Source organism: Alteromonas oceanisediminis, from assembly GCF_018474025.1.
Taxonomy (GTDB): Bacteria; Pseudomonadota; Gammaproteobacteria; order Enterobacterales; family Alteromonadaceae; genus Alteromonas_E; species Alteromonas_E oceanisediminis.
Map to the genome: position 1 here is coordinate 16,304 of NZ_JAHCTA010000007.1, position 24,526 is coordinate 40,829.

Annotated in this window: 17 protein-coding genes; 3 read left to right on the top strand and 14 right to left on the bottom strand. The window is 48.3% G+C overall.

Annotated elements, in window-relative coordinates:
* Positions 1 to 20: 20 nt before the first annotated feature.
* From recD to recC, 3 genes are read right to left on the bottom strand one after another with little or no spacing between them, the layout of a single operon-like run.
* Complete coding sequence (gene recD, locus KIU71_RS13050; RefSeq protein ID WP_214131739.1) at positions 21 to 1,934, bottom strand: exodeoxyribonuclease V subunit alpha; 1,914 nt, start codon at positions 1,932 to 1,934, stop codon at positions 21 to 23.
* On the bottom strand, positions 1,921 to 5,577 hold the full coding sequence (gene recB / locus KIU71_RS13055; protein ID WP_214131740.1) for an exodeoxyribonuclease V subunit beta: 3,657 nt from the start codon (positions 5,575 to 5,577) through the stop codon (positions 1,921 to 1,923). Before recB ends, recD begins: the two co-directional genes overlap by 14 nt.
* Positions 5,577 to 9,050, bottom strand: a complete 3,474-nt coding sequence (gene recC / locus KIU71_RS13060) for an exodeoxyribonuclease V subunit gamma (RefSeq protein WP_214131741.1) — start codon at positions 9,048 to 9,050, stop codon at positions 5,577 to 5,579. The genes recB and recC overlap by 1 nt, the downstream gene beginning before the upstream one ends.
* Before the next feature lie 415 nt (positions 9,051 to 9,465).
* Between recC and dut the strand changes: the two genes are divergently transcribed.
* Positions 9,466 to 9,933 carry a dUTP diphosphatase gene (gene dut / locus KIU71_RS13065; protein ID WP_214131742.1) on the top strand — a complete coding sequence of 156 codons (468 nt, stop codon included), beginning with the start codon at positions 9,466 to 9,468 and terminating at the stop codon, positions 9,931 to 9,933.
* Between the two features lie 8 nt (positions 9,934 to 9,941).
* Here the strand turns inward: dut and KIU71_RS13070 are convergent, their stop codons facing one another.
* From KIU71_RS13070 to KIU71_RS13115, 10 genes are all read right to left on the bottom strand, one after another.
* A complete protein-coding gene (locus KIU71_RS13070; protein ID WP_214131743.1) occupies positions 9,942 to 10,301 on the bottom strand; it encodes a hypothetical protein in 360 nt (119 codons plus the stop codon).
* Between the two features lie 141 nt (positions 10,302 to 10,442).
* A complete protein-coding gene (locus tag KIU71_RS13075; RefSeq protein WP_214131744.1) occupies positions 10,443 to 11,579 on the bottom strand; it encodes a porin in 1,137 nt (378 codons plus the stop codon).
* A 14-nt stretch (positions 11,580 to 11,593) separates the two neighbouring features.
* On the bottom strand, positions 11,594 to 12,013 hold the full coding sequence (locus KIU71_RS13080; RefSeq protein ID WP_214131745.1) for a phosphate ABC transporter substrate-binding protein: 420 nt from the start codon (positions 12,011 to 12,013) through the stop codon (positions 11,594 to 11,596).
* Positions 12,014 to 12,041: 28 nt separating this feature from the next.
* Entirely contained in the window at positions 12,042 to 13,163 is a 1,122-nt protein-coding gene (locus KIU71_RS13085; RefSeq protein ID WP_214131746.1) for a porin, read from the bottom strand.
* Positions 13,164 to 13,179: 16 nt separating this feature from the next.
* The gene (locus KIU71_RS13090) at positions 13,180 to 13,605 is read right to left on the bottom strand and encodes a phosphate ABC transporter substrate-binding protein (RefSeq protein ID WP_315853294.1); all 426 of its coding nucleotides are present in this window, start codon (positions 13,603 to 13,605) and stop codon (positions 13,180 to 13,182) included.
* A gap of 251 nt (positions 13,606 to 13,856) precedes the next feature.
* Positions 13,857 to 15,533 (bottom strand): AMP-binding protein, encoded by a 1,677-nt coding sequence (locus tag KIU71_RS13095; RefSeq protein ID WP_214131747.1) that lies wholly within the window; start codon positions 15,531 to 15,533, stop codon positions 13,857 to 13,859.
* A gap of 145 nt (positions 15,534 to 15,678) precedes the next feature.
* A complete protein-coding gene (locus KIU71_RS13100; RefSeq protein ID WP_214131748.1) occupies positions 15,679 to 16,965 on the bottom strand; it encodes a ribonuclease J in 1,287 nt (428 codons plus the stop codon).
* Positions 16,966 to 17,143: 178 nt separating this feature from the next.
* Positions 17,144 to 19,531 carry a TonB-dependent receptor gene (locus KIU71_RS13105; protein ID WP_214131749.1) on the bottom strand — a complete coding sequence of 796 codons (2,388 nt, stop codon included), beginning with the start codon at positions 19,529 to 19,531 and terminating at the stop codon, positions 17,144 to 17,146.
* Positions 19,532 to 19,674: 143 nt separating this feature from the next.
* Entirely contained in the window at positions 19,675 to 20,022 is a 348-nt protein-coding gene (locus tag KIU71_RS13110) for a DUF2750 domain-containing protein (RefSeq protein ID WP_214131750.1), read from the bottom strand.
* Positions 20,023 to 20,175: 153 nt separating this feature from the next.
* Positions 20,176 to 20,736 (bottom strand): TetR/AcrR family transcriptional regulator, encoded by a 561-nt coding sequence (locus tag KIU71_RS13115; RefSeq protein ID WP_214131751.1) that lies wholly within the window; start codon positions 20,734 to 20,736, stop codon positions 20,176 to 20,178.
* A gap of 100 nt (positions 20,737 to 20,836) precedes the next feature.
* Between KIU71_RS13115 and KIU71_RS13120 the strand changes: the two genes are divergently transcribed.
* On the top strand, positions 20,837 to 21,910 hold the full coding sequence (locus KIU71_RS13120) for a DUF418 domain-containing protein (protein WP_250207498.1): 1,074 nt from the start codon (positions 20,837 to 20,839) through the stop codon (positions 21,908 to 21,910).
* A 241-nt stretch (positions 21,911 to 22,151) separates the two neighbouring features.
* Positions 22,152 to 22,520, top strand: coding sequence for a hypothetical protein (locus KIU71_RS13125; RefSeq protein ID WP_214131753.1), 369 nt, complete (start codon positions 22,152 to 22,154; stop codon positions 22,518 to 22,520).
* A 14-nt stretch (positions 22,521 to 22,534) separates the two neighbouring features.
* Here the strand turns inward: KIU71_RS13125 and KIU71_RS13130 are convergent, their stop codons facing one another.
* Positions 22,535 to 24,430: a M1 family metallopeptidase gene (locus KIU71_RS13130; RefSeq protein WP_214131754.1), complete on the bottom strand. Its 1,896-nt coding sequence runs from the start codon at positions 24,428 to 24,430 to the stop codon at positions 22,535 to 22,537.
* Positions 24,431 to 24,526 lie beyond the last annotated feature (96 nt).

Here is a 24,526-nt window from a genome sequence, read left to right on the forward strand (position 1 = left end):
AGAAACGACCTAGGGCCTGTTTATCCCTCACTGATTTTGTCTGCCGAGATCCCAGACCAGCGCTGCGATGATTGAGCGACGGTGCGTTCAAACACAGGTTTGTCACACACTAGCGTGAGCTTACCCTTACTGCGGGTAATGGCGGTATACAACAGCTCTCTTCCCAGCAATTGCTCAGCGCCCTGCTCAGGAAGCACCACGGCCACGTGGTCGAACTCAGATCCTTGTGACTTGTGTATGGTCATGGCAAACACACTGTCTACCGCCGTGATCCTTTGCAGGTCGAATTGCCGCATCGGTTTACCCGCACTGGCCGCAAAACAGAGGGACAGCTGGCCCGTTTGCGCGTTACCATGATTCCAAACCAGTCCGATGTCACCATTGAATAAGCCCAATGCCGGTAGGTTGCGGGTGATCATTAGGCGCTGACCGTGAAACGCTTGGTGATGCAAAATTCCCAGTCGCTGACGAAGCCGTTGTTCAATCAATGTATTCAGCGACTCAACACCATAGTCGCCCTGCCGCAGCGCACATAACACATTGAATCGGCTTAAGCTGTTTAGCGCCTGATCAATCACTGTCATCCGGCACAGCGGCAGAAAGTGTTCGTCGATCCAGTTTTCCACTGCAAGCGATAACGCACTGTTGGGGAGTCGCTTGATACCGCTGTCGGTTACATCGCTAAGCGTTTCTAGCAGCTCCCATGACGAAGGCGATACACTCGCCTGTGCAGGTTGATTAACTCGACTTGCCAGTTGCGCCAGCGCACCGCCAAAACGCCGCGAGCCTTGCAAGCTAACGCTATAACCTATCGTTTTGGATTCGGTGTGTTGTGGTATCATGTCGCACTGCACCAGCGCCTGTATATTGTCTATTTGCGCGGGTAAAAATTGGTTCACCGCGCCCTCAACAGGCATCAGTTGTGCCAACACATTACCAGCCTCAACCGAGGGTAGTTGTTGTGCATCGCCCACCAGTATCAAGCGGCACGTTGGTGATAACGCACGGATAAGCCGAGCAAATAGCGCAACATCTAGCATTGAGCTCTCATCCACTATCAACACATCAAGTGGAAGTGGATTGGTCTCATGATATTTTGCTGCCAGTGATGTTTCCTGTAATCCGAGTAGGCGATGGACGGTTTGCGCCTGCATCGGAACACGCTGCATAGCGCGCTTAAGAGGCGAGCTGTCATCGATATCAAGATTTTTGAAACTGCTTTGCAGTGAGTCACTCAAGCGCTGAGCAGCTTTGCCTGTGGGAGCGGCTAAGCCAATATGCAACTCTTGACCTGAAGCTACGTGTAGGGCTAATAGTAAGCGTGCAACGGTGTAAGTTTTGCCAGTACCCGGCCCCCCGGTCAGGATAAAAAAGCGCTGATGCACAGCGAGGGCAACTGCGACCTGTTGCCAATCGATAGCGGCTGGATGCATGTCAGCATTGGGTGGAAATAAACAGGGCCACACTGATTGCAGAGCACTTTGGTGGATAAGCGGTTTTTCAATCAGCACATTTCTGGCTCTGAGTCCCTGTAGAATGTGTTGCTCGAAGGTCCAGAAACGTGTCGTGAACAGATGATCATCGTCCAATACGATGCACGCGGGTGACGGCAGATGACGTTGCAGGTGTGCAGCATGCTCACGAAGCGCATCCAAAACGCCAAACGAATAGCCAGGTTTGTCGTCATTACGCCATAACGTTTGCTCTGCGATTGCTTGCAACGACAAACAACTATGCCCCTGACGTTGAGCGGCGCTCAGTGCCAAAAGCAGCATGAAGCAATGGTGACGACTCGCAGCAGACTGCGGTTCGTGTACCAGACGTTGATTCACAGCCTGCGCAAAAAAATAGTCGATCGGCACGATGCCTTCCAGCGATTGCGTGGCCGCATAAAATGATTCAAACGGCGTCGCTTTTAAATCAAACAGCGTCATTTGAAAATGCCTTGTCTAGCTCAGTCAACAGAGGCTCATCGATTTCGACCGACAAAACGCCCTGTTGATGTTGATTGTGCGGGTGCATACCGCGTAAATACAAATACACAACGCCACCGAAATGCGTGCCTACCCGATAATCAGGCAACATGGCTTGCAAGTAGCGATGCAATGCTACGCTGTATAACAAATACTGTAAGTCATAGCCGTGTGACATACTACTTGCTGCCAGTTCAGCCGGAAGATAGGCATTAAAGTGATCGCCGAGGAAATTAGATTTGTAATCGGCAACGTAGTAGCGCCCATTGTGCTCGAAAATCAAGTCGATAAAACCGTGCAGCAACCCCTCCAGTTGCGCCATACTTAGCTGTGGCGCAGGTGGCGCTGCCTCTGAAGCGATGAGCCCTTTTTCAATTTGCCGTTGGCGATGCTGAGCCAACAACGTCATGACTTTTTCCACACTCACCTGCTTAAGCGGAAAATAAAACTCGGCTTCGCGTAACGTCTGCGCTGGTGTCAATTGAGCGAGGTTCACCATGTCACCCGTTGGCAACACAATATCAGTGTGTAATACGCTGTCCAGCCACGCTATCGTCGCATCAGATTGATCGTGCGCCATCACGCCGTAATGCGCATTCGTATGCAGTAAAAGCGCCTGCCAATCTGGTGCCATAAAATCTGTATTTTCCAGCACATCATGTAAAAAGTTACCCGCCGACGCGCCCTTGGCAAACACAAAGCGTGCGTCCGCTGTCCATACTGGTGAGATGTCTTGCAGCGATGACATTGCGCTCGCGTCTGCCGTATCGATGTTCTCCGCTTCCCGTTGCAGAAGCGAGACGGAAGCACTGCTGCGAATAAGGCCGCTAAATGAATGTATGTGCCAACCGCTGCGCAAGTCGCCGTTAAAAAGACGTGGTATTAATGCCTCCTGCTCGAGTGACACTGTGTTACTTGAGGCCGGTTCAGGTAACGCTGAAACCGCCGTGCACGTCCACCCAGATCCTGGCTCCGCACACAGTGAACTTAACACATCCTGCCAGCTCTTTTGCGCATCTTGCGTGGCATAAACCGCCGCACCAAACGCCGACAGCCGACTGGTATCTGTATCAGCAATGCCAACGTAGCACCGGTATTCAGCGCGTGTTACGGCAACGTACAGTAAACGCATGTTCTCAGCGTGCTCCTGTTCAGCTAACAGTCTCAATGAGCGATGTGTTGCGCCGCATTGCGTCACCCTTTGACCCAGCTCAGGATCATAAAGGGTGAAAATATGTTTAGTTGCCGGTCCCTGCTTGGTCGGATCTCTGTAGTCCGAGGCGTAAGGTAAAAATACAAACGGGTATTCAAGCCCCTTGGATTTATGCTGCGTGATGATTTTGACAAGACCCGCGTCGCTCTCCAAACGTTGCTCATACTGTTCATCAATATCAGGCGCATTGATTTGCCCCCGCAACCAGTGGATCACTTGCAGCGGATGAGCTTGCTCCCGCGCCATTTGCTCCAGAATTTCAGTCAAATGCATCAGGTTGGTCAGCGCTCGTTCCCCATTCACATGCGGTGTAAAGTGCTCACGTATCAACTCAAACAGCAGCGCCATCGTGCCTTTATCTAACCACAACTGGCGCAGTTCGATGCACATGCTGCGCAATTCAGACCAATTACCGTGTAAGGGATCACGGTGCATCGCAGCAAGACGCTCAGCGCTGATACCTAATAAATCGCTGGACAATGCCCGAATCAACTCACTGTCATTCTGACAAAGCCAGATACCGTTTAAAACGCGTAATAACTCGTGCGCCTGTTGGCTTTCAAACAATGGGGTTCGGTCGCTTAAATACACCGCATTTAATCCCACCGTTCGCAAATGAGCGCCAATCCGTTCAGCTTCGTGCCGACCGCGCACTAAAATCGCAATGTCTGACGGCCGCACGGGCCTTTCTCCGAGACTGACCTCAGCGAGTAAACGCTTAATTTCTAACACGCACCATTTTGAGAGTGCGACATGATGCTGTTGTTTTTGCTGCCCGATTGTGCCTTCTTCGTTTTCTAACTGAGGTGACAAAATACAGCTCATTGCTTCGCGCTGCTGCGACAGCGGATCCTGCAACGGGCGCTTTGCTGCTGCTGAGTGTGGCGTGGACTGAATTAACTCGTACTCGATGCCAAAACCAAATACATCTGCAGCGTTACCAGAAACCGCGTCGCCCCAGAACAAGCGATTGTACGCACTGACCATATTAGCGACAGAGCGCCAGTTGGTGTCCATCAACCACACATACTGCGCATCATCACGCGCTTTCAAATAGGTGAAGATATCGCCACCACGGAACCCATAAATCGCTTGTTTAGGATCGCCAATCATCATCAACAAGGGCGTGTCTGGCGTTGGCAGTTCAGCCACCTCAAAGCCTGTATAAACGTGGCGCAAAATAGTGTATTGCTGGGCATCGGTATCTTGAAATTCATCGATAAGGGCAGCTGGGAATTGCGTTCTGAGGGCCGTCGCTACGTGAGCATCGTGCTGAACAGCGTGCGTCAATAGCGCGATCAAATCGTCGAATGACAGTTCCGCATTCATTTGCTTGGCACTTCGCACCTGCTGTTGGATGTTACTCACTCCTTCAGCTACACATTCATAGACGGCAGCGGCATCAAGTGTTGCCTGATAAACACCGGCCAGCTTGTCGGCATCTTTTTTCAGTGACGTGCGCAGTTCGGCGATTGGCTTAAGGACTGCTTTAGCGTCCGGCTTTGTACGATAGCGATTGCCGTTGAGAAATAGCCCAACCTCAGTGGGTACCGCTATTACGTCGCTTTGCGCATCCGCTCCACGCCTCAACCAATCAAGCAGTATTGACCATTCTTCAAGGCGACTCTCTTCATCCTGATGACCGTGAACAATCGCATGGTGTACCGCCGTTTGATGGGCCTTCAATGTGTCTAGGTGATGGCGGAACTCGTCTGCACGCGACGCGACATAGTTAGTCAGTTGTTGCTGGTAGTCCTGATACAGCACTTCGGGCGTGGGGATCACCACCGGCTCTGTGCCATAAATCAAATGTTGGAATGTGTGTAAAAAGGCCGTGGGCGTATGCCAGTGTTGCTGCCTTAATAAAGTCATTTTCGCAACATCGTTGCGGATCACTCTAAACCAGTCTTCAGTGCAGCGCTGCACCACATGAGTCTGGTCATTTTGTAGCGCGAACTGAAGCGGTTTTCCCGCACCAAACGCCATTTGTTTGAGCACTCGGTGGCAAAATCCGTGCAGCGTGAATATGGCCGCTTCGTCCATTTCAACCAGCGCCAGAGACAAGCGCTGAATGGCAATTTCCGTCGGAACTTTCTGGTACAACGCAACAAGCACAGGCTCTGCGTCCTGTATTGTCGTGCTTGTGGCACGCTGCCAAAAGGTCAGTGCCGAGCGCAGCGTTTCGGTCAGGCGGCCACGAAGTTCTTGTGTCGCAGCATTGGTAAAGGTCATCACCAATATCTGCGTCACGCTTAAATCGGCCTCGAGAATGAGGCGCAAATACAAGCGGGTAATATTGTAAGTTTTGCCGGTTCCCGCACTGGCCTCAATCAAATGCTGGCCACTTAAGGGCGTAGTGGCAACATTCAGTGGCTGATGTAAACGTGCCATCAGGATTCCTTCACTTTTGAGCGCCTACCCAACGTTGGATATAGGGTGTCGTATAGCGACAGCAACGCATAGGCTGCCTGCTCATCAAACTCAGGTGCTTGCGTAAAAAACCATTCGAAATAAGCACTGCGAAGCAGTGGCGAACGCTCATCAGTCATCAACTTCTGCCACGCGTCGGCAAGTGTGATTGTCGTGTTGTGTGATGCCTCAGCGTCTAAATGACGTACCGAATCGACCAGCGCTTTGCCCAACTCACAATGTAATAACTGAGGGGCTTGTAGCACGTTAGCATAAGCCGATAGAGTCGCCTCTAACTGATGAAAGGCGTGCTCTGGTGTCACCTCAGGGTATGCTGCTTGGCGAACACTAAGATTGCCTTGCTTCTCTTCAATATCAAACACTAATGCACGGCATGATTGACCCGTGCTCAAGGCGGTTAGCATTTGTGCCAATCTATAGTTCACTTGATGATGTGCCCTGACTTCAGTGACCTGATGCGCGATTAACGTCAGCGAGTCAGTATGCTCATTGGGGGCAGCATAATACACATTGCCGGTTATCTGAACGCCCTTCATATCGTAGCGTAAAGCGTGATATTCAGGCTTAAGTTCAGACACCGTATTCGCCAATAGCGTCGCGGTATGCTGCCAGCTCTCTACTTCTGCGATTGATAGACTGTCGCTCGGGATCATGCCATCAGCAATAAACCAGCGTAGAGGATCTATTTCAGTGCTCTCTTGCTGCGTCTGAGCATGCTCAACCATGGCTGATAAAACGCGATAGCGACCCAGCGTATCGATGGCAAAGGGTTCGCTATCAAGCAGGTCAGGCGTGCGATCATCTAAATACAATCCCAGCGACTTGTTCGCAAAACAGCGTAATGGGTCGTGCAAAGCTCGCGTGATGTCCATGATCGATAAGTCTTCTGCCATATCAACATCTAGCCGATATTCAGCCTGTTGAGTAGATTGTTGTGGTTGTTGAATGGTATTGGCCAAACGTAACCAGCCCGGATCAAAACTGGGAATGGCCAAGGCTGGTGATGCGGCGAAATGTTCAGTATTGAATGGATGCAGTGGTAATGTGTACGTACGAACAGGAGCGGCCGCGTTTTGTGGATGTGAAAATGCACTGCGTATGTAGTCACATAATTCTCTGAGCACCAGACTTGGCTGACGTTCGCTGTTGTCTTTAACGCTACTCGCCTGATAGCTTAAATACAGTCGGTGACGCGCAGATATGATCGACTCTAAAAACAGATAACGGTCATCACCCCGACGGGATCGGTCACCCAGTCGACGAGACGCAGATTGCATTAAGTCGATTGAAAACGGCGTAGAAACGCGCGGAAATTCACCGTCATTCAGCCCCAGTAACGCGATGACTTTGAACGGGATACTGCGCATGGGTTGCATCGAACAAAAAGTCACCTGCCCCGTCATAAACTGATTGATCGCGTCTGGGGTGGCGAAATTGTGATTCAGTGCATCACGCATAATACTTAGCGGCACTTTGTCATTGTATCCGGCGGCATTCACGTGTTCCACCGAGGTGCCAATCACACGTTCGATCTGAGCAAGAATGAATTGGTTATCCTGCGTTTCTGCAAGAAAACTTTGCTGAAGTTGACGCAAATATCGCTGCCATTCGGGCACGCTGCGCTGAGCCAGCAACTGGTCGGCATAGCGACTCAATTGCTCTAATAACCAACAGAGTTTACCCAAGGTTTCTGCCTGTTTTCCTTCTGCGTCTGGAACGGTGAGTAGTTCATTTTGCATCATCTGTGCATCACATTGTGCAAACCCCACCAATAGACGCTCTAATCCCCACGACCAACTGTGCGATGGCTCTGCCTGTGCTCCAGTAACAAACTGTTGCTTGTGTTCACCGCTCAGCCCCCATCGAATATTGGCACGAGACAACCAATGGTTTATGAGGGTTAATTCGTCGTCATTGATTGCAAACTTGTTCTGGATAGCCGGTAAGCGCAGATAAGCGATAATATCGGTGACGCTGAAACGGCTATCCGGTAACGTTAACAAACTTAAAAATGCTGACACCTCAGGTAAGCTATCCAACGGTGTTCTATCTGCAATCGAGCAGGGGATCCTTACCCCCTCTTGGCGATGCGATGACGAAGTGAAGCGGCGCTGACCCAACTGAAAAATAGCAGGGATAAACGGCGCATAATCTTCAATAGCAGGGCACATAACGACAATATCGTGTGGTTTAATCGATGGGTTGTGCTGCATCTCTGCTAACAAAAAATCATGCAAACCCTGCAATTCCCTGAGCGCGCTGTGCGCTTTTACGACGGTGACAGAAGGGCACTGCGCAAATTGTGTAGTGCCTGTATCAGGCACGACAACGCCTTCAAAAATGGCTTGTTGCAACGTATTGAGCAGCGAACCGGATGGTGCTGACTCACTGTGACTCGCGTCACTGGGCAACGGTGCTTCAAAGGCGCTTACTTCAAAATTAGGCAACGCATTGAGCAGCGTAAACAAGTCCCTACCCTGTTGCCCCATGTTGGCCAACAGTGGGTTTTGTGTGCGTTCATCTCCCCATCGCGCCAACTCAGTGGCCAATGAAGTACGCATCGATTGCTTATCGGTTTGGAAGTCGCCCCAGTAATTCACGCACGGATTGAGATGAAACACATGAATGTCGCAATGGTTCGCCAGCGCATCCAAAAACGCCACTAACTGAGGAGCCATGGTATTGATCGCGAACACATAAAGATGTTCTGGCAACGCCGGCTGTGCCATTTTATCGGTCGCCGTCAATGCATCAATCGCTTGCCGGTGCAGCATCGCCGGGTGCAAAGGCTGTTGCTGAACCAGCAAACGCCATATGGCTGCCTGCCATTGCTCATCGCTGGCAGATAATCCTTCGGACGGCGCTACACTGTGGCCGGCTTCCCAGGCTGCTAACCAGTCTGGGCGGTAGAGCATATACTGCTCGTAAACATCAGCCAGTGCGCGAGAAAACTGTAACTGTTTGACCGCACTTTGTGCCGCACCTTGCCGACGCAAATAGGGGGTATCAAGCTTGCTCACCGGCGTTGCAACACGGGAAAAATAGTCAGCAACCGCAGGTATCTTTTGCTCGGTTAACAGGTTGGGTGTTGTGAGTAAGGCATAAATTCGCCAGCACAACACCTCACGTTTGTAAGGCGATTGCTTTGGTACCCGCTGGTCACCCAGCACTGCTCTGGCAACATTCCACATAAACCGTGTTGGCATCGGATATTGAATGTTCATCGCGATGCCATGTTGGCGCGCCAATGTCATATTTAACCAATGTTGCATACCTAAGCTTTCGACCAGAATAATATCACTGCGCAACGGCGACTGCGCATCGGCGCCTTTCACATGCTCGCGCACAGACGCTAGCAAAGAGACAAGATGTTCTAGTTTATTGGAGGGATATAGCCTGAGCACAACACCATCTGTTACTGGTTTAGATAGCACAAGACTACGTGATAACGCGTCAAAGCAAAAGAATTGCCGCGTGAGAGCATGAAAAAAATCGCGCTGTTTTGAGGACACGTTCAAAACAGCGCGATCAAGGTTATGAACACAAAGGCCACTCCCGGTAAACGACGTTGCCTGGTATCGCTTACCCATCAACGCGACCAAAGTACTCGTTAACGACCTAGTAAAAGCAACCCTTGTGCCATTGTACTAAGCCATTGTTTAAAAAAGATTTTTGTTAACTACGTATCAAATTTTTTCTTATCGACTGTCGCAATTTGGTGCACAATGCCTTCAGACTGTGCGACGTAACGTGGCTCTGATTTATACTCTTTGATAAGCACAAGGCGCTGTTCATTGCGGTGGCGAATAGGTAGAATCCCTGCGCCTTTTTGTGAAGCGGAACATTGATATGACGACCAGCAAGCAGCCGATTGAACTTAAAATCCTCGACCCTCGCATTGGCGATAGTATTCCATTGCCCAGTTACGCAACAGAAGGATCAGCTGGCGTGGATTTGCGGGCTTGCGTCGATGAGACCGTCAGCATCGCGCCAAATCAAACGCTATTGATCCCCACCGGCATTGCCATACACATTGCCGATAATTCATTGGCGGCGACCATTCTGCCGCGATCGGGTCTCGGTCATAAGCAGGGCATTGTGTTAGGGAATTTAGTCGGCCTGATTGATTCAGATTATCAGGGCCAGCTGTTTATTTCCTGCTGGAATCGTAGTGCGGAGGCATTTTCAATTTCGGCGGGTGACCGTATTGCGCAACTCGTTTTTGTTCCAGTGGTACAGGCAGACTTCACTATCGTTGACGAATTTGGCCAAAGCCAACGCGGTGAAGGTGGCTTTGGCTCAACCGGCGTGTCTTAATACTGACATCAATAATCTTCGGCCACGTCTTCGTAAGCCTCGCACTCGGTTGTGGAAACATCCTCTTCAAGCTCTTCACAGCTGAGTGCCGCCATTGATTGTAAACACGCCGCGGCGGGTTTGTGGAGCTCAGCATGTGTTTCAATCTGACTAAAATCCATAACGTTGTCGCACATGCCCGCGATCATGCCTTCTATCATTTGACGCATTTGCGGAGTTAAGTCCTCTTCCTGCCCCATTTGTTTTAATGCGCAGGTTTTCATTTTGTCGCACACGGCGACGGTTGCCTGTTCAAACGATTGTGCTGTTGCTCCTGCACTCAACAGGACAAACGAAAGTGATAATAGGTGTGTTCGCGAAATCCGCATTCCTTGCTCCTTTTTGAAGTAAAAAGCTCATACCGCTGAGCTGATAAGAATGCACAAAATAGTTCAGTTTTTAACCGCGCGCAAGCACAAAAAAACCGAGTCGCTAACGCAAGACTCGGTTTTCAACACTTGCTAGTGACTTTAAAACACGTAGTTTACCGCGAAGCGAACCAACGTGGCATCGCTACTTTCATCAATATCGTCAGTGTATTTACTAACATCGGCTTTGAAAGCCACGTTAGTGTCGTAGTCATAACGAACACCCGCAGTTATTGTGTCATTCTTCTCGACAAAAGATTGTTGGATCCCCACCAGAAGCTGTGTCAACGGCCCTTGAAACGGCGCTGGAAAGCCTGCAACACGGTCAAGTAATTTTGGACCATCGTCTGCATCAGTCGCTTCGTACGTTAATGAGGGCGTCCACTTGCCATAGCGAATGCCTGCTGTTGCGTAGTACGCAATCGTATCCGGATTGTATGAATCCGTAGCTTCGATACTGGTCACTTCCGCACTGACAAACCAGTCAAACGCGTCGTACTCAACCCCAAAACCCAAGAACTCACCGGTGTCGTCTTCAAACTCGACTAAATCAGCAAGTTCTGGAGAAATTGAACGCAGCTGACCGATTGCAGGCGCAAGCGCTGGAACATCAACCGTGCTCTTTGCACGGCCAATAACACCGCGTAATTTCAGTGCTTCGTATTGTGCTTCAGCACTCAATACGATGACATTATCACCTTTGAAGTTAGCGTCCTGTCCAGCGGTTGTAAAATCGTTATCGATCGTACCGGCGGACAACTGTAAATTATATTCCCAGTCACCTGCGTAGTTAGAGTAATCCACGCGTAACCCATCAAGGTTATTGAAAGGCACTGAATAGACCGACCTTGGTGCATTCACCCAATGGTACGAATAGCCAACATCCAGTGACGCTGAATAACGAAACAGCGGTAAGCGGAATCGACCAGCGGAAATATTGGTGTTGTCGGTCGCTTCGAAAGTGAGATAGGCCCACTCAAAATCCACTTCGTAATCGTCTGAACCACGTGCCACTAATTGCCCGGTGGCTGTCATACGGTCGTTAATATCGCCACTGACTTGAATGGCAAACAAGCTTTCTTCGCCAAAGCCGATGTTGTCATCGTAACCGTACAGCGTGTCATCGCTGCTAGTGATACCACCAATCAAATTGGCGAAACCGTTAATACGTACGTCCGCGTGAACACTACTGCTCACAGCAGCAGCAACGAGAGATAATGCGAGTATTCTTTTCATCATTCTTATCCTTGTTCTTAGTTCAACGAAACGGCTTTGACGTCGCCGGTCACTGACGCACTATCGACGTAGCCGATAGCGCTGGGGTTTTTTGATACCAATTCGATCACGTCAGCATCGCTGCTGACTTCTTTCGGCGGTACACCTTTACCCGTGAATACCAGCTTGGACCAATAAGCAGAGACCTGCGCCGAGCTGCGACCTAGCACATTCTCGTCAAAGTCTCCGCGGACTGCAGAGTCTGCAACCTGATTGATTGGAATAGACTCAACGCCATCAGAAAATTTCTTTTCTTTACCTAAAAAGATACGCTGCACGCTCTTTTCATCTAACGCGGCGGCGTTGCTTGGATGAACGATAACCGTTGTTGCAGCAGCGGCGCTGAATGACGTTAACAGCGTTAACGTTGCTGCTAGTAGTGCATGTTTTCTCAACATAGTGTGTTCCTCAGATATAAACCGTGAATTAGAAGACGTAATTAACCGCTACGCGAACCAGTGTCGCGTCGTTGCTCTCATCAATGTCGTCAGTGTATTTACTGACATCCGCTTTAAAAGCCACGTTAGTGTCATAGTCATAACGAACACCGGCAGTGATAACGTCATACTCTTCCATAAATGGAAGTTGCACACCGGCTGCAAGTGCAGCACCTGCGGGTTGTAGCTGTGCAGGCAATCCTGCAACGATGTCTAACCCTTTGATATCATTATTGCCATCGAGCGACTCGTAAGTCAGGGTTGGCGTCCATTTATTAATCCGTGCTCCGGCAGTCACGTAATAGGCAACGTCTTTCGGCGAGAAAGACTCTTCTGTTTCAATCGAAGTGATTTCTGCACTCACGAACCAGTCGAATTGGTCAACCTCAACACCTAGCCCTAAAAATGTGCCTGAGTCATCATTGAGGCTTAAAAACCCTGCCAGCTCCGGTGATACTTGCTGCATCTGTGCAAAAGCAGGCGCAAGATCGGGTATTTCCAGTGTTGCATTCGAGCGACCATAGACGCCACGAACCTTGAACCATTCGTACGTGGCTTCTGCCGAGAATACCAGTGTATTGCTGCCCTCTAGCTTGCCACCAGCAATCTCATTCTCGTAGGTGCCAGCACCCGCTTGAAGGTTGATTTCCCAATCGCCCACGAAGGTATTGTAATCGACCCGCACTCCGTCAAGGTTGTTGAATGGAACGTCGTACACAGCACGTGGGGCATTCACCCAGTGATACGAATAGCCGACATCCAGCGAGGCAGAATAGCGGAACAATGGCAACCGCAGACGGCCAGCAGAGATGCTCACCTTGTCCGTGACCTGATAAGTGAGATAGGCCCACTCAAAATCCACTTCGTAATCGTCTGAACCACGTGCCACTAATTGCCCGGTGGCTGTCATACGGTCGTTAATATCGCCACTGACTTGAATGGCAAACAAGCTTTCTTCGCCAAAGCCGATGTTGTCATCGTAACCGTAAAGCGTGTCATCGCTGCTGGTGATACCACCAATTAAATTGGCGAAACCGTTAATACGCACATCGGCATTTGCCGCTGTTGACATGGCTAAGGCCAAGGTAGAGATCGTCAGAACCTTTTTCATGAGTATTCCCTAATAATTAATTGAGTGAAATCGCTTTGACATCGCCTGTGACCGAGGCACTATCGACATAGCCAATAGCAGTCGGGTCGGCGGCAACAGCTGCTATCACTGCTGCATCATTGGCCACTTCAGTGGGGGGAACACCCTTACCTGTAAACACCAGCTTAGACCAGTATGCCGATACTTGAGCTGAGCTGCGCTCCAAAATCGATTCGTCAAACTGTGAACGAACTGATGAGTCAGCGCTTTGATTAACAGGGGTTGCAGAAGCGCCACCAGGAAACTTTTTCTCTTTCCCCAGAAAGATGCGCTTAACCACCTTATCGTCTATCGCATCAGCATTGCTTGGATGTACAACCATCACTACATCGGCTGAAGCAATGTGGGTTGTTAGCGCTAACAACGCGGCTAAACACCCTTTCTTAAAATGCATTTTCAACATGGCATTCCTCATTTTTTGAGTGAAATCATTAATTTAACGGCGCGCACTCTATAGCTAACCTGAGCAATAAACAATCAGTGATGAGTATCGAATTTCATACCTTGGTACGGTAAGTCATACTTCATCGAAATCAAATCCGCGAAATCGTTTATTCAAAACAAAAAAGGAGGCCTCAAGGGCCTCCTTTCCAACACTGCTTTAGCAAAATAACATTCGTTAGCTTGCTGAAAAGCCTCCGCTTTAGGAAAAGTCTAGTCGCTCCACACCACCTTGCCAGAATATTTTTTCTGAATAACGTCTTCAAAGCGTTCTTCGATAATGTGGCGCTTCACTTTTAGGGTTGGCGTAAGCAGTTCGTTTTCAATTGTCCACTCGCCGTTCATCACCACAATGCGGTCCAAACGCTGGTGGCTTTCCAAGCCCGCATTCACTTTCTCTAAGGTGGTCAGCAGTGACGGCTCTACATCGGTGCGAGGTTGTTTGCGCGCATCTTCTGACAGTACCAACAACGCTATCGGTTGAGAAAGGTTGTTGCCCGTTACACATACCTGCTCGACAACTTCGTTCTGCATGATCTTCGCTTCTATTGGGGCAGGTGTAACGTACTTGCCTTTGGCTGTTTTAAAGATATCCTTAAGTCGCCCTGTAATACGCACATAACCATCAGCATCAATAGTGCCCTTGTCACCGGTGCGTAACCAGCCATCGTCAGTAAAGGCTTCTTTGGTTTTTTCAGGCTCCAAATAATACTCTTTCATGTTGCACGGCGAATTAACCTGGATCTCGCCCTCATCAGAAATACGAATATCTACGCCCTCGTACGCATGACCAATGCAACCCACTTTATCGCTGCGAAAAGGAACACTGCTGGTACCATATGCGCAGTTCTCAGTCATGCCCCAACCTTCACTAATATTGATGCCGAGCCGTTCGAACCAGTGGATCGTAGCAGGCGCTAGCGGCGCAGAGCCACTGGCCCATAAGCGTGCCTGATTGATGCCTAAACCCTCTCTGATTTTTTTAGCAACGATACCTTTCAGAATAGGGATTTTGAGCATAATATTAAGTTTCTTCTGAGGTATTTTTGCCAGCACGCCCATCTGAAATTTGGTCCACAGTCGTGGCACCGAAATGAACAGCGTTGGCTGACACGCCACTACGTCACGCTGAAAGGTGTCTAATGATTCAACAAAGCTCACCTGCATTGCCGAGTAAAGACTGGCGTATTCAACCAACACGCGCTCAGTAATATGCGCAAGCGGCAAGTAACTCAATACGCGATCTTTGTCGTTCACAGACAGCGCCTGCAAAGAATTCTGCGCAGCCCAGCAGATAGTATTAAACGTATGCACTACCCCTTTTGGCTGCCCAGTGCTGCCCGACGTATAGATAATGGTCGCCGTTGACTCCATGTCAACGTTCGGCTCTCCACGTAGCGGCTCTCCATCAATAAAATCGCACCACTGCTGCTGAACATTAATGTTGGGGTAAGGAAACGCCACCGATTTGATGTTATCTGGGATCGCTTTGACTTGATTTTCAGTATCGTCAAGTTTGCCGACAAAAATAAGCTGCGTATCAGAATGCTGTAATACATACTCTATTGTGTTCTGCCCGGCAGTTGCAAAAATAGGCACCGAGATGTGCCCCGCCATCATAATGGCAAGGTCAGTCACAAACCATTCAACGCAGTTTTTAGAGAGAATACAGATTCGGCTGCCGGGTGCTAAATTTTCACGTTGGATACCAGCAGCCACTTTACGCACTAGGGTTGCGAACTCCGCCCAATTGTATTCGGTCACTTTGCCGTCAACCGGCTGACTTAAATAATTGGCGTCTGGACGTTCTTTCTCCCACTGGTACAACATTGACAGCGGCGAGGTAGGCATTTGGGTTAGGCTCATGTGGGCTTCTTGTTTTAAAGGCATATTCATCTATGTTAGACCAATTAACAACGTATTTACATAGCCTAATTAAGACGGTAATCAAAACCAAATTCAATATTAATAAGTCGACCAATAACCTCTGTTTATTCGACGATAGTGATACTTCCGACCAACTTTATGCGTTGAGTCACTCCGCCTGAACAATCACACGGCCCGTTTTAATCGCTTGACGCTTCAGCATGGGTTGTGGTGCTAGCTGATACAAATCGCCATTGCGGCCCGCAAAATGTTTGTTAACCCCACTTAATCTGGCGACGCGAGCATTAGCTTCAATGTGTTCTGCCTCGCCATGAACCGGAATTGCAATCTGCGGCCTTACCCATTGATACATGGCTTTTAGCTCGTCTTTGCATGGATGCCCCGATGAATGAATGGGATGCGTTGAACTTTCCGACAGGATGACATTAACATTGCGCTGTTCAAACTGCCTGACAAGACGCTCTACCGATTGTTCATTTCCGGGGATCACCATTGCACTGAACACCACCGTGTCACCACCGTCTAAATTCAGTGCAAAATGATTATCGTATGCCAGTCGATGCAGCGCAGCTCTCGATTCCCCCTGACTCCCCGTTGCGACCGCCAGTACCTCTTCTTTCGGAAGATAACCCAGGTGTGATGGATCAATCAGCTCGACGTCTTGAGGCCAGTAACCGGTGACGCGGGCAATAGACACCATATTTTCGAGACTTCGTCCTAACACAGCCATGTACCGCCCCGTTTGCCGTGCGATGGTGGCAAGAGCAAGCAAACGCGCAACATTACTGGCGAAACAGGTCACCACTACGCGTCCGGTCAATGGCGCAATAGTCTCTCGCAGTCCTTCATAAGCACACTTTTCAGAGATGGAGTGGCCAGCTTTCAGTGCGTTGGTGGAATCGCATACCATGGCCAGAATATTCTGCGAGCCTAACTGCTCGAAAGCCTTTGAATTAAAGCGTTGGCCAATGCCAGGATCGGGATCAATCTTCCAGTCGGCGGTATGAAAAACCGTTCCTACTGGCGTTGCAATTGTCATTGCAAAAGGCTCAGGAATACTGTGCGTGATGGGAAGCCAGGTAATGTTGAAAACGCCTACGGCGACACTATCCCCTGCATCAACTTCGATAATAGGCACGCGCACAGACAAGCCTGTCTGCGCCAGTTTCCGGCGTAAAACTTCGGCGGTAAATGGTGTTGTATAGACAGGTGCTTGTAAGCGAGGCCAGAGATGCGCTAGTGCGCCAATATGATCTTCATGAGCGTGTGTAATTACTATGCCAGCAAGATTTTCTTTTTGCCCTGCAATAAAGCTGGGATCAGCGCACAGAACGCGGAATCGTTGGTCGTCGCCGGGCACTAGTGGTTCATCAAAGGTGATACCGCAATCCACCATTAACCATTGGCCATGGTGACCATAAAGGTTGAGGTTCATGCCAATCTCGCCAGTTCCGCCCAACGGCAAAAACCAGAGTTGCTCTGAATTAGCCAGTAAAGATATAAGACACCTCAACATTTATACGACTGTGTTTCATTGTACAGTGGATCAAGCCCCCCGGTTCAGAAAAAAGGCGGCTAAATTGCCGCCCTTATCGCACTTACGTTAACTCCCGTTAAAAGAAGTAGCGCACGGTAACGCCTACGGTTCTCGGTTGATTCGTACGATACGCTAAACGCGCCCTTCCCCCACGCTCTCGGTCAAATGACAGATTCGTGTTCTCATCAAATACATTATTCACATAAAACAACGCCTCGAGATCTTCAAACACCATGCCCATGCTCAAATTCAGCGTGTGATAAGCGTCTAACGCTAAATCAACCGTGGTTTGTTCATTGCCCGTTGCGCCACCAAATGGCAGACCTGAGACGAAATTCCCCGCGCCCTCCGTTTGATCGCTCGGTTGAGTGAATCTATCACCGGTATACTGAAATGACGCTGATACATAAGTATTGTCTGAGCCAAATAACGGAGTATCAAAGTCATAGGTTGTCGCAATCGCAAACTGCACTTCGGGTACAGATGCAAGACGGTTACCTTCTGCCACGCCCCCTAACACATTGCCATCACTGTCCAACACGGTAGAGTCAAATTCGGCTTCTAGCACGGAGCCAGCGAAACTGATAAACCAGTTTTCTGTTGCCTGACGTGTCAACTCGAACTCAAGCCCGGTTGTATGTGCTTCTTCAACGTTAAATGAAATCCGTGACGAACATGAGCCCGCATCCAGCGTCACTTGCAAATCTTCAATATCGGTATGGAAGGCTGCAAGGTTCGCAGTCCAGCCGCGTGCAGCTGCTTTCATGCCAATTTCATAGTTCACCAAGGTTTCATCGTCATAATCCTGAAAACCACCAAACTGTTCGCGGTCTTGCGCGTTACACAAGGTTTCGTTTAACGGATCGTTTACCCCACCAAGCCGGAAGCCTTGGCTGATCTGGGCATTTAAATTAACCGTTTGATTAAGTCGATAATTCGCCATCAGGCGCGACGTAAAACCATCAGATTCGGTTGAGTCTGTTTGGTCATCGCCATTAGCGAATAGCCCCCCAGTGGTGAATCGACGGGATTCTTCATAATCATAGAAACGTGTACCGGCGGTCACAGACAAATCATCAGACATCGCGTAAGTCAACTCACCGAATACCGCTAGTTGCTCTAAATCATAAGGTAAATCAGCGTTATATGGAGAGTTCAGCGGAAAGCCGTTGGCCACGTCAGCCGAAGTACCCTCGCCCAAGGTGGCGTCGGTAAATGCATCATAACCGGGCGTTGGTAAACGTTGGCTGTACAGGCGCTGTGTATCGGAGTAAAAACCACCCACTAACCACTGCAATGCAGAGTCACTGTTCGACGCTGCTCGTAATTCAAAGGTGTCTTGCTCTACCTGCGTATTGTCCAATAAGTTGGACGGCAACAATACAGCGGCATCCGGAAATCCTAGATCAACGCTGACACTGCCTGTTAGCGCACTCGCATCGCGGCTGACCAGAATATCGCGATCGGTATAACTGTACACAAACGTAAAATCAATTTCATCCATCGCCAGCTCGGCTGTCACATCGGCAATGGTTGTTTCATCGTCAAACCCTTCATCGAGCAATAAATACTGTTCCCGCTCGCCTAACTGGATTGCAGGGCGTGTGGTGGTGTAAGGATTGGCAAATAGATTATAGACTTCCTGACGGTTAAATCCGTCCATATCAATTTTTTGGAACACAATACGCGGAGTGATACTTAAGTTATCCGTGACTTGCCACTTAACGGCAACACGCCCACCGGTTCTCTCACCACTGTTAACATCATCTTTGCGAGTGCCATTTTCGCCCAGCGCATTAACAAAACCCGCATAATCGGTACGATACACCACTGCACGAAGTGCAAGGGTATCGTCGGTCAACGGGACATTAATCATACCTTTGAGATGATTGCCTACCTCACCATCGGTCACAGAATTCAGGTTTGCTTCCACCGACCCTTCAGTTACGCCCAATTCAGGCTGATTGGTAATGTAGCGCAATGTACCACCAATAGAGCCACTGCCGAAAAGTGTGCCCTGAGGGCCGCGCAGCGTTTCTACTCGGGCCAAATCGTAAAGATCGAGATCCGGTGTAAACAAGGACAACGAGATAACACTCTCATCCAAATACACTCCCACCTGCTCTTTAACGCCGGGTTGGTCACGCACAATCTGGCCGGCCGACACGCCACGAATGGCTACTTGGCTTTGTCCGGGCCCTAGGTTTTGGATTGAAACGCTGGCGACGTTTCGGGTGAGCTCTTCAAGATTAGTTGCGCCAGCGCGCTCAATATCATCCTGAGTTTGTGCATTGATTGAGAAAGGGACATCCTGTAGCGCGGTTGAACGTTTGGTAGCAGTCACCATAATTCGCTCAACGTCTTGCTCATCGACAGGCTCTTGAGAAAAAACGGGGTACGACAGTGAGGCACTTACGGCAAGGGCTAGTGCCGAAGGGAGAAACCGTATCTGATTGATTTTCATGTGTAAGTCCTTCTTATTGTTTATTATTAAGGCGGCAGTGCTCTATCGCCGCCACACATGGTTTAGCAACAAATCGAAAAAGATACAAGAAAGTAATGGTTAAAAAAACCCGCCTTTGTGTAGCGGGTTACGTGAGGGCCAATTTATTGAAGAAGTTGTTCAAACTCGTCGGGCGATAATACTAAACCATCCTCACCGGGCAGCGGGCACAGCGCTACGCATAACTCGTCTTGTTGCATTCCTGTTGTCCAACGCGAAAACCAATCGGGCAGCGAAATTGGTTTTGCTTCACAATGCTGCCATTCTGCATTACGCCATAAATCGGCAGCTTCTTGACTGGGCCATACCGGAATACAATCTTCATCGTCGGTCGTTAACATCACAGCACCATCATCATCAGTCAGGATCCACACTTGATTATGCTCACGCGCGTGGGTCACAAATAGTTGGTTTCGTTGTTCAGAATTTGCCGAAATCAATTCGTTAAGCATAGTTTACTCTCCTTGGGTTGCTGCACAGCAACAATATACAGCCACTAGGCTACCGGCCAACCTTGACCGCTGACAAGCGATTTTCCATCATAATTAATTTCGGAGGCCGTTGATTTAGTTATGCGTTTAGATGGACGCTAGGTCAATAGGCATTTAGGCACCTGCCCTTACTCCGTTTAAGAACGTTGCATAAGCAAGATCTGCAGCCGATTCTGGATTGTGCTCTCCTCTCTCTATTGCTCGATGCCCCACCCAAAGTAAGCCTTCGAATAAATCACAAACCCATGTCGCTGAAAAATTGTTACTTATCTTTTTGTTTATAATTAATGAATTAATTAATTCACGCATTTCATCATTTTGCTGCTCAAAGTGAGATTGAAAATCACCTTCATCTATCAGCAATTGTTCCATTTTCGAGAGAAACGAAAACTCAGCAAATAAAGGCATTGTATTTTTTAATATTAACCTAAGTGCATCAAGATGATCTTTCGCCTGCTGACCTACATCTTTATTGACGCGATCAAATTGCTTTAAGCAATAAAATGCAATTTCCTTTTGGAGTATTTCTCTACTCTCAAAATGACGGTATACGGTTGCTCTTCCAACATTAGCGTGTTTAGCAATATCAACCAATGTTGCATCTGCATTTTTTAAAAATAACTCGAGTCCAGCCTTGACAATCAGTTGCTTCGAACGAGAAATACGGACATCCATTTTTGAGACACTCTTGTACCATATTCAACATATCTGCTATGATACAGCAATGTATCAAAAATAAATATTAACTTCAATCAGGAGAGCGCTATTGAACCGCATGATCGCTATCGATATTGCTCGCGCAATCGCTATCTTTGGCATGGTGATTGTTAATTTCAAAATTGTGATGAATGTGCAAAATGACGATTCTTTTTCGTATGTGTTTGCTGGTTTACTTGAGGGGCGGGCATCTGCATTATTTGTTATTTTAGCAGGAATAGGCATCACCTTCGTAACACGTAATACCGGCCGTTTTGATTTAACTTCAGAAACAACTAAATCGAGGTGGTTACTGATAAAACGTGGTGTGTTATTGATGTTACTTGGGTTAGCCTATGTGCCTATTTGGGAAGCCGACATTCTCCATTTTTACGGCGTGTATTTTATCATCGCTGCCTTTGTGTTCACATTGAATAATAGGTCACTATTATTGATAAGCGGCTTCTTTATATTTGCTTTTCCGCTGTTGTTATTCTGCTTTGATTACAATCATGGCTGGGATTGGAATACTCTAACGTACCATGGGCTCTGGACTTTAGATGGTATGTTTAGACACTTATTTTTCAATGGCTTTCATCCAGTTTTTCCTTGGTGTGGATTTTTGGTTTTCGGCATGTGGTTAGGTAGACAAGATTTGCTTAATCCTCTGGTCAAAAAGCAACTATTGGTCGGCGCGATCACTATCCTGGTCGTCACTGAGTTACTTTTTTACGGTGTAAGGTTATTCGCTGAAACACATTCTGAACTAGCAATAGATCCAGAACTAATCAGCTTATTATCTAGCACATCGATGATTCCCCCTCTACCTCAATATATGCTCAGCGCAGCCAGTTCGGCGGTTATTGTGTTAGTCGGGTGTTTTTATTTGGCTGATAAATTTCAATCAAGCAAACTAAGCCAGTGGTTAACGCAAACCGGCCAAGTATCGTTAACGCTCTATGTGGCGCACGTAATTTTAGGTATGGGAATATTAGACTCGCTGGGACTACTCAATAATCAACCAATCGGTGTAGCATTGTTTTCAGCCTTTTTGTTTTGCTTTTCCAGTATTGTGTTTAGCGTTTGCTGGCTGAATAAATTTAAGACCGGACCACTTGAGTGGGTATTTAAAAAGCTTGTAAAAAGAGCCTGACTGGAGGCTAAGTAGATCGGTTTTCAGGATTTAGACGCGTGAGATAAGTGTCGGTATGCATTTTATTTTAGTGTGGTCACTGCTACATGCCGTGATTTCTTAATGACTCGTAAACTAACCTGAATGCTGACGTTGCTATCGGAGACTGCAAAGCCGCAATAATTCGCTTGCTTTTTAATCAAACAACAACTACTGTATATAACAACAGTATAAAAAGGTAATTAAGCAGCGAGGTTGGTTTATGACACTGGGTATTACAGCAATTGATAAACAGTTATCAAAGTATGGGTTAGCCAATGGGGCGTGCGACAACCCGTTCCAAAAAGTAGACTTATGTTTTGGCGGTGAACAACCTGACATATCCGGTTTCAAAATTCCGTTTTGTATTGCAAAGGCGATTTTTCAAACGCCCATGTATACTCGGCTTTATTTGCACCGCTTCGTGGCGCCCAAGGCAGATAAGCCCTTTGCCTGCTGTCTTATGACTGAAAACGGTGACGTTATTGAGCGAGTCTATTATGAGAACTCGCGGCGCTATTACCAATGCAGTGACCGGTTGCTAATCCTGCTGACATCGTTGTGGTTAAGCGGTAGGTCTAAAGCCGCTTAACCCGTCAGTTAGACTTAATCCTCAAAGTAGCCTTCATTCGCTTTGATGGTTAATGGGTGATAGCCCGGCTTAGCCTGCTCGAATGCTTTCTTGGCAAAAGCCTTGCCTTCCTCGGTTTTCACCAATTCTCGATACAATGGTTTAACTAACTTGTTGCGGCCGATACTGGTTAGATAATTAAACAGCCGGTCATAGGCAGGTTGATATTGATTGTGTACTGCAATCATAAGCCAACTGTGCGCTATTTCATTGTTGCGACTTTGAGTAAGAGAGAAAGACTGATCAAGCTCGATCAATTGCGTGTCATCCAATGACCTTGGAAGATTGTTCAAAAAATACAACCATTCGTGTACCGTCCACTGTTCGGTGTCGATATCTGAAGCGTTGAGTTCACCTTCGAGCCATGCGCTGCGCGCACTATCAATTTTTGCAAATGCGTCGGATTCAGGCACGGGTGCCCCCTCAGGAATACCGGGCTCAAATATCCACTGCATAACACGTTCTCGATTCAATACATCAGCAAAATCGCTGAGTAATGTTTTGTCTAAATAAGCAATAAATTCATCCGTGGTAATACTTTGAAATTCAAACGCTTTAAAATAATCAACTAAGAATGCATCGAAGTTTTCACGCCCCACTTTCTGCTCTAACTCGCGTAAAAAGAGCGCCCCTTTCTCATAAGGAATATTTGAAAAAACATCGTCTGGATTGCGGCCGCGCAAATCAATCGCCAGTATCTGGTCATTGGGCGGGAGTGATTCAATATCATTTTGTAGATCCTGATAGCCCAGAACCGCTTCCATCTTGTAGCGTGGTGTCCCATAGATCATTTCCATAATGCGATAGGTTAAGTAAGTGGTGAAACCTTCATTCAACCAGAGATCACGCCATGTTGCATTGGTCACTGTGTTGCCCGACCAACTGTGCGCTAATTCGTGAGCAATTAATGCGACCAAGCTTTTATCGCCAGCGATCACGGTGGGAGTGATGAACGATAGGCGTGGGTTCTCCATACCACCAAAAGGAAACGAAGGCGGTAGGATCAATAAATCGTACCGATCCCAGCTGTAAGGCCCATATTTTTCTTTCGTAGCAATTAACATGCTTTCAGTATCTTCAAACTCCGCTGCCGCCGCGTCTAACACGGAGGGCTCAGCATACACTCCTGTTCGCTCACCCATGGCCCGAAACTCCAAGTCACCAATCGCTAATGCAATCAGATAGGAGGGGATCGGTTGTGGCATAGTGAATTCGTAAATGCCATCGCGCTCGGCATTAGGATCGTTAGCGGCACTCATGACCGCGCGCAGTTCCAAAGGCGTTCTGATTATCGCATCGTAGGTGACACGTACTTTAGGAGAATCTTGTAGCGGGATAAAACTGCGCGCATGAACCGCTTGAGCCTGAGTGAACAAAAAGGGGTGCTGTTTGCCCGCGGTTTGTGCCGGCGTTAACCACTGCACACCGGATGCATCAGGTGATGTGGCATAATTAATGGTAACAGCCTCGGCCCCCACCGGTAATTCAATGTGCAAGGCTGCGCCTAACTCGGGCTGGGCCGGTTTTAAATCCCAGTCAATCGGCACGTCATTGACATGAACTGAACTGATGGCAATGTCTCTGGTATCCAAAATTAGGGTATTTTCACCTTCTATGACGCGCTCAATATCCAGTGTGGCGGTACCAATAAGCTGCTGATCAGTGAAATTGGCGGTTAAATCCAAGCCAATGTGCGTCACGATAATCTCATCCGGATTGGCGAACGAGTGATAGTCTTTACTTACGTCGATAGACTGCTGTTTGCTTGACGCCTGTTCAGACTGCGCCACGTTGCGTGTTGAAGGCGCTGGTTGGGTACATGCCATCAGCAAAGCAGTGGCAGCTATTGCCGTCAAATAGGTTATTTTCATTATTATTCCTTACGCCAGAGAGAATGTTTAGTGTGCCACAGCGTCGTACCCGGTTAAATCTGAGATTCACGTCGGCGGGAAAAAACTTGCTATATC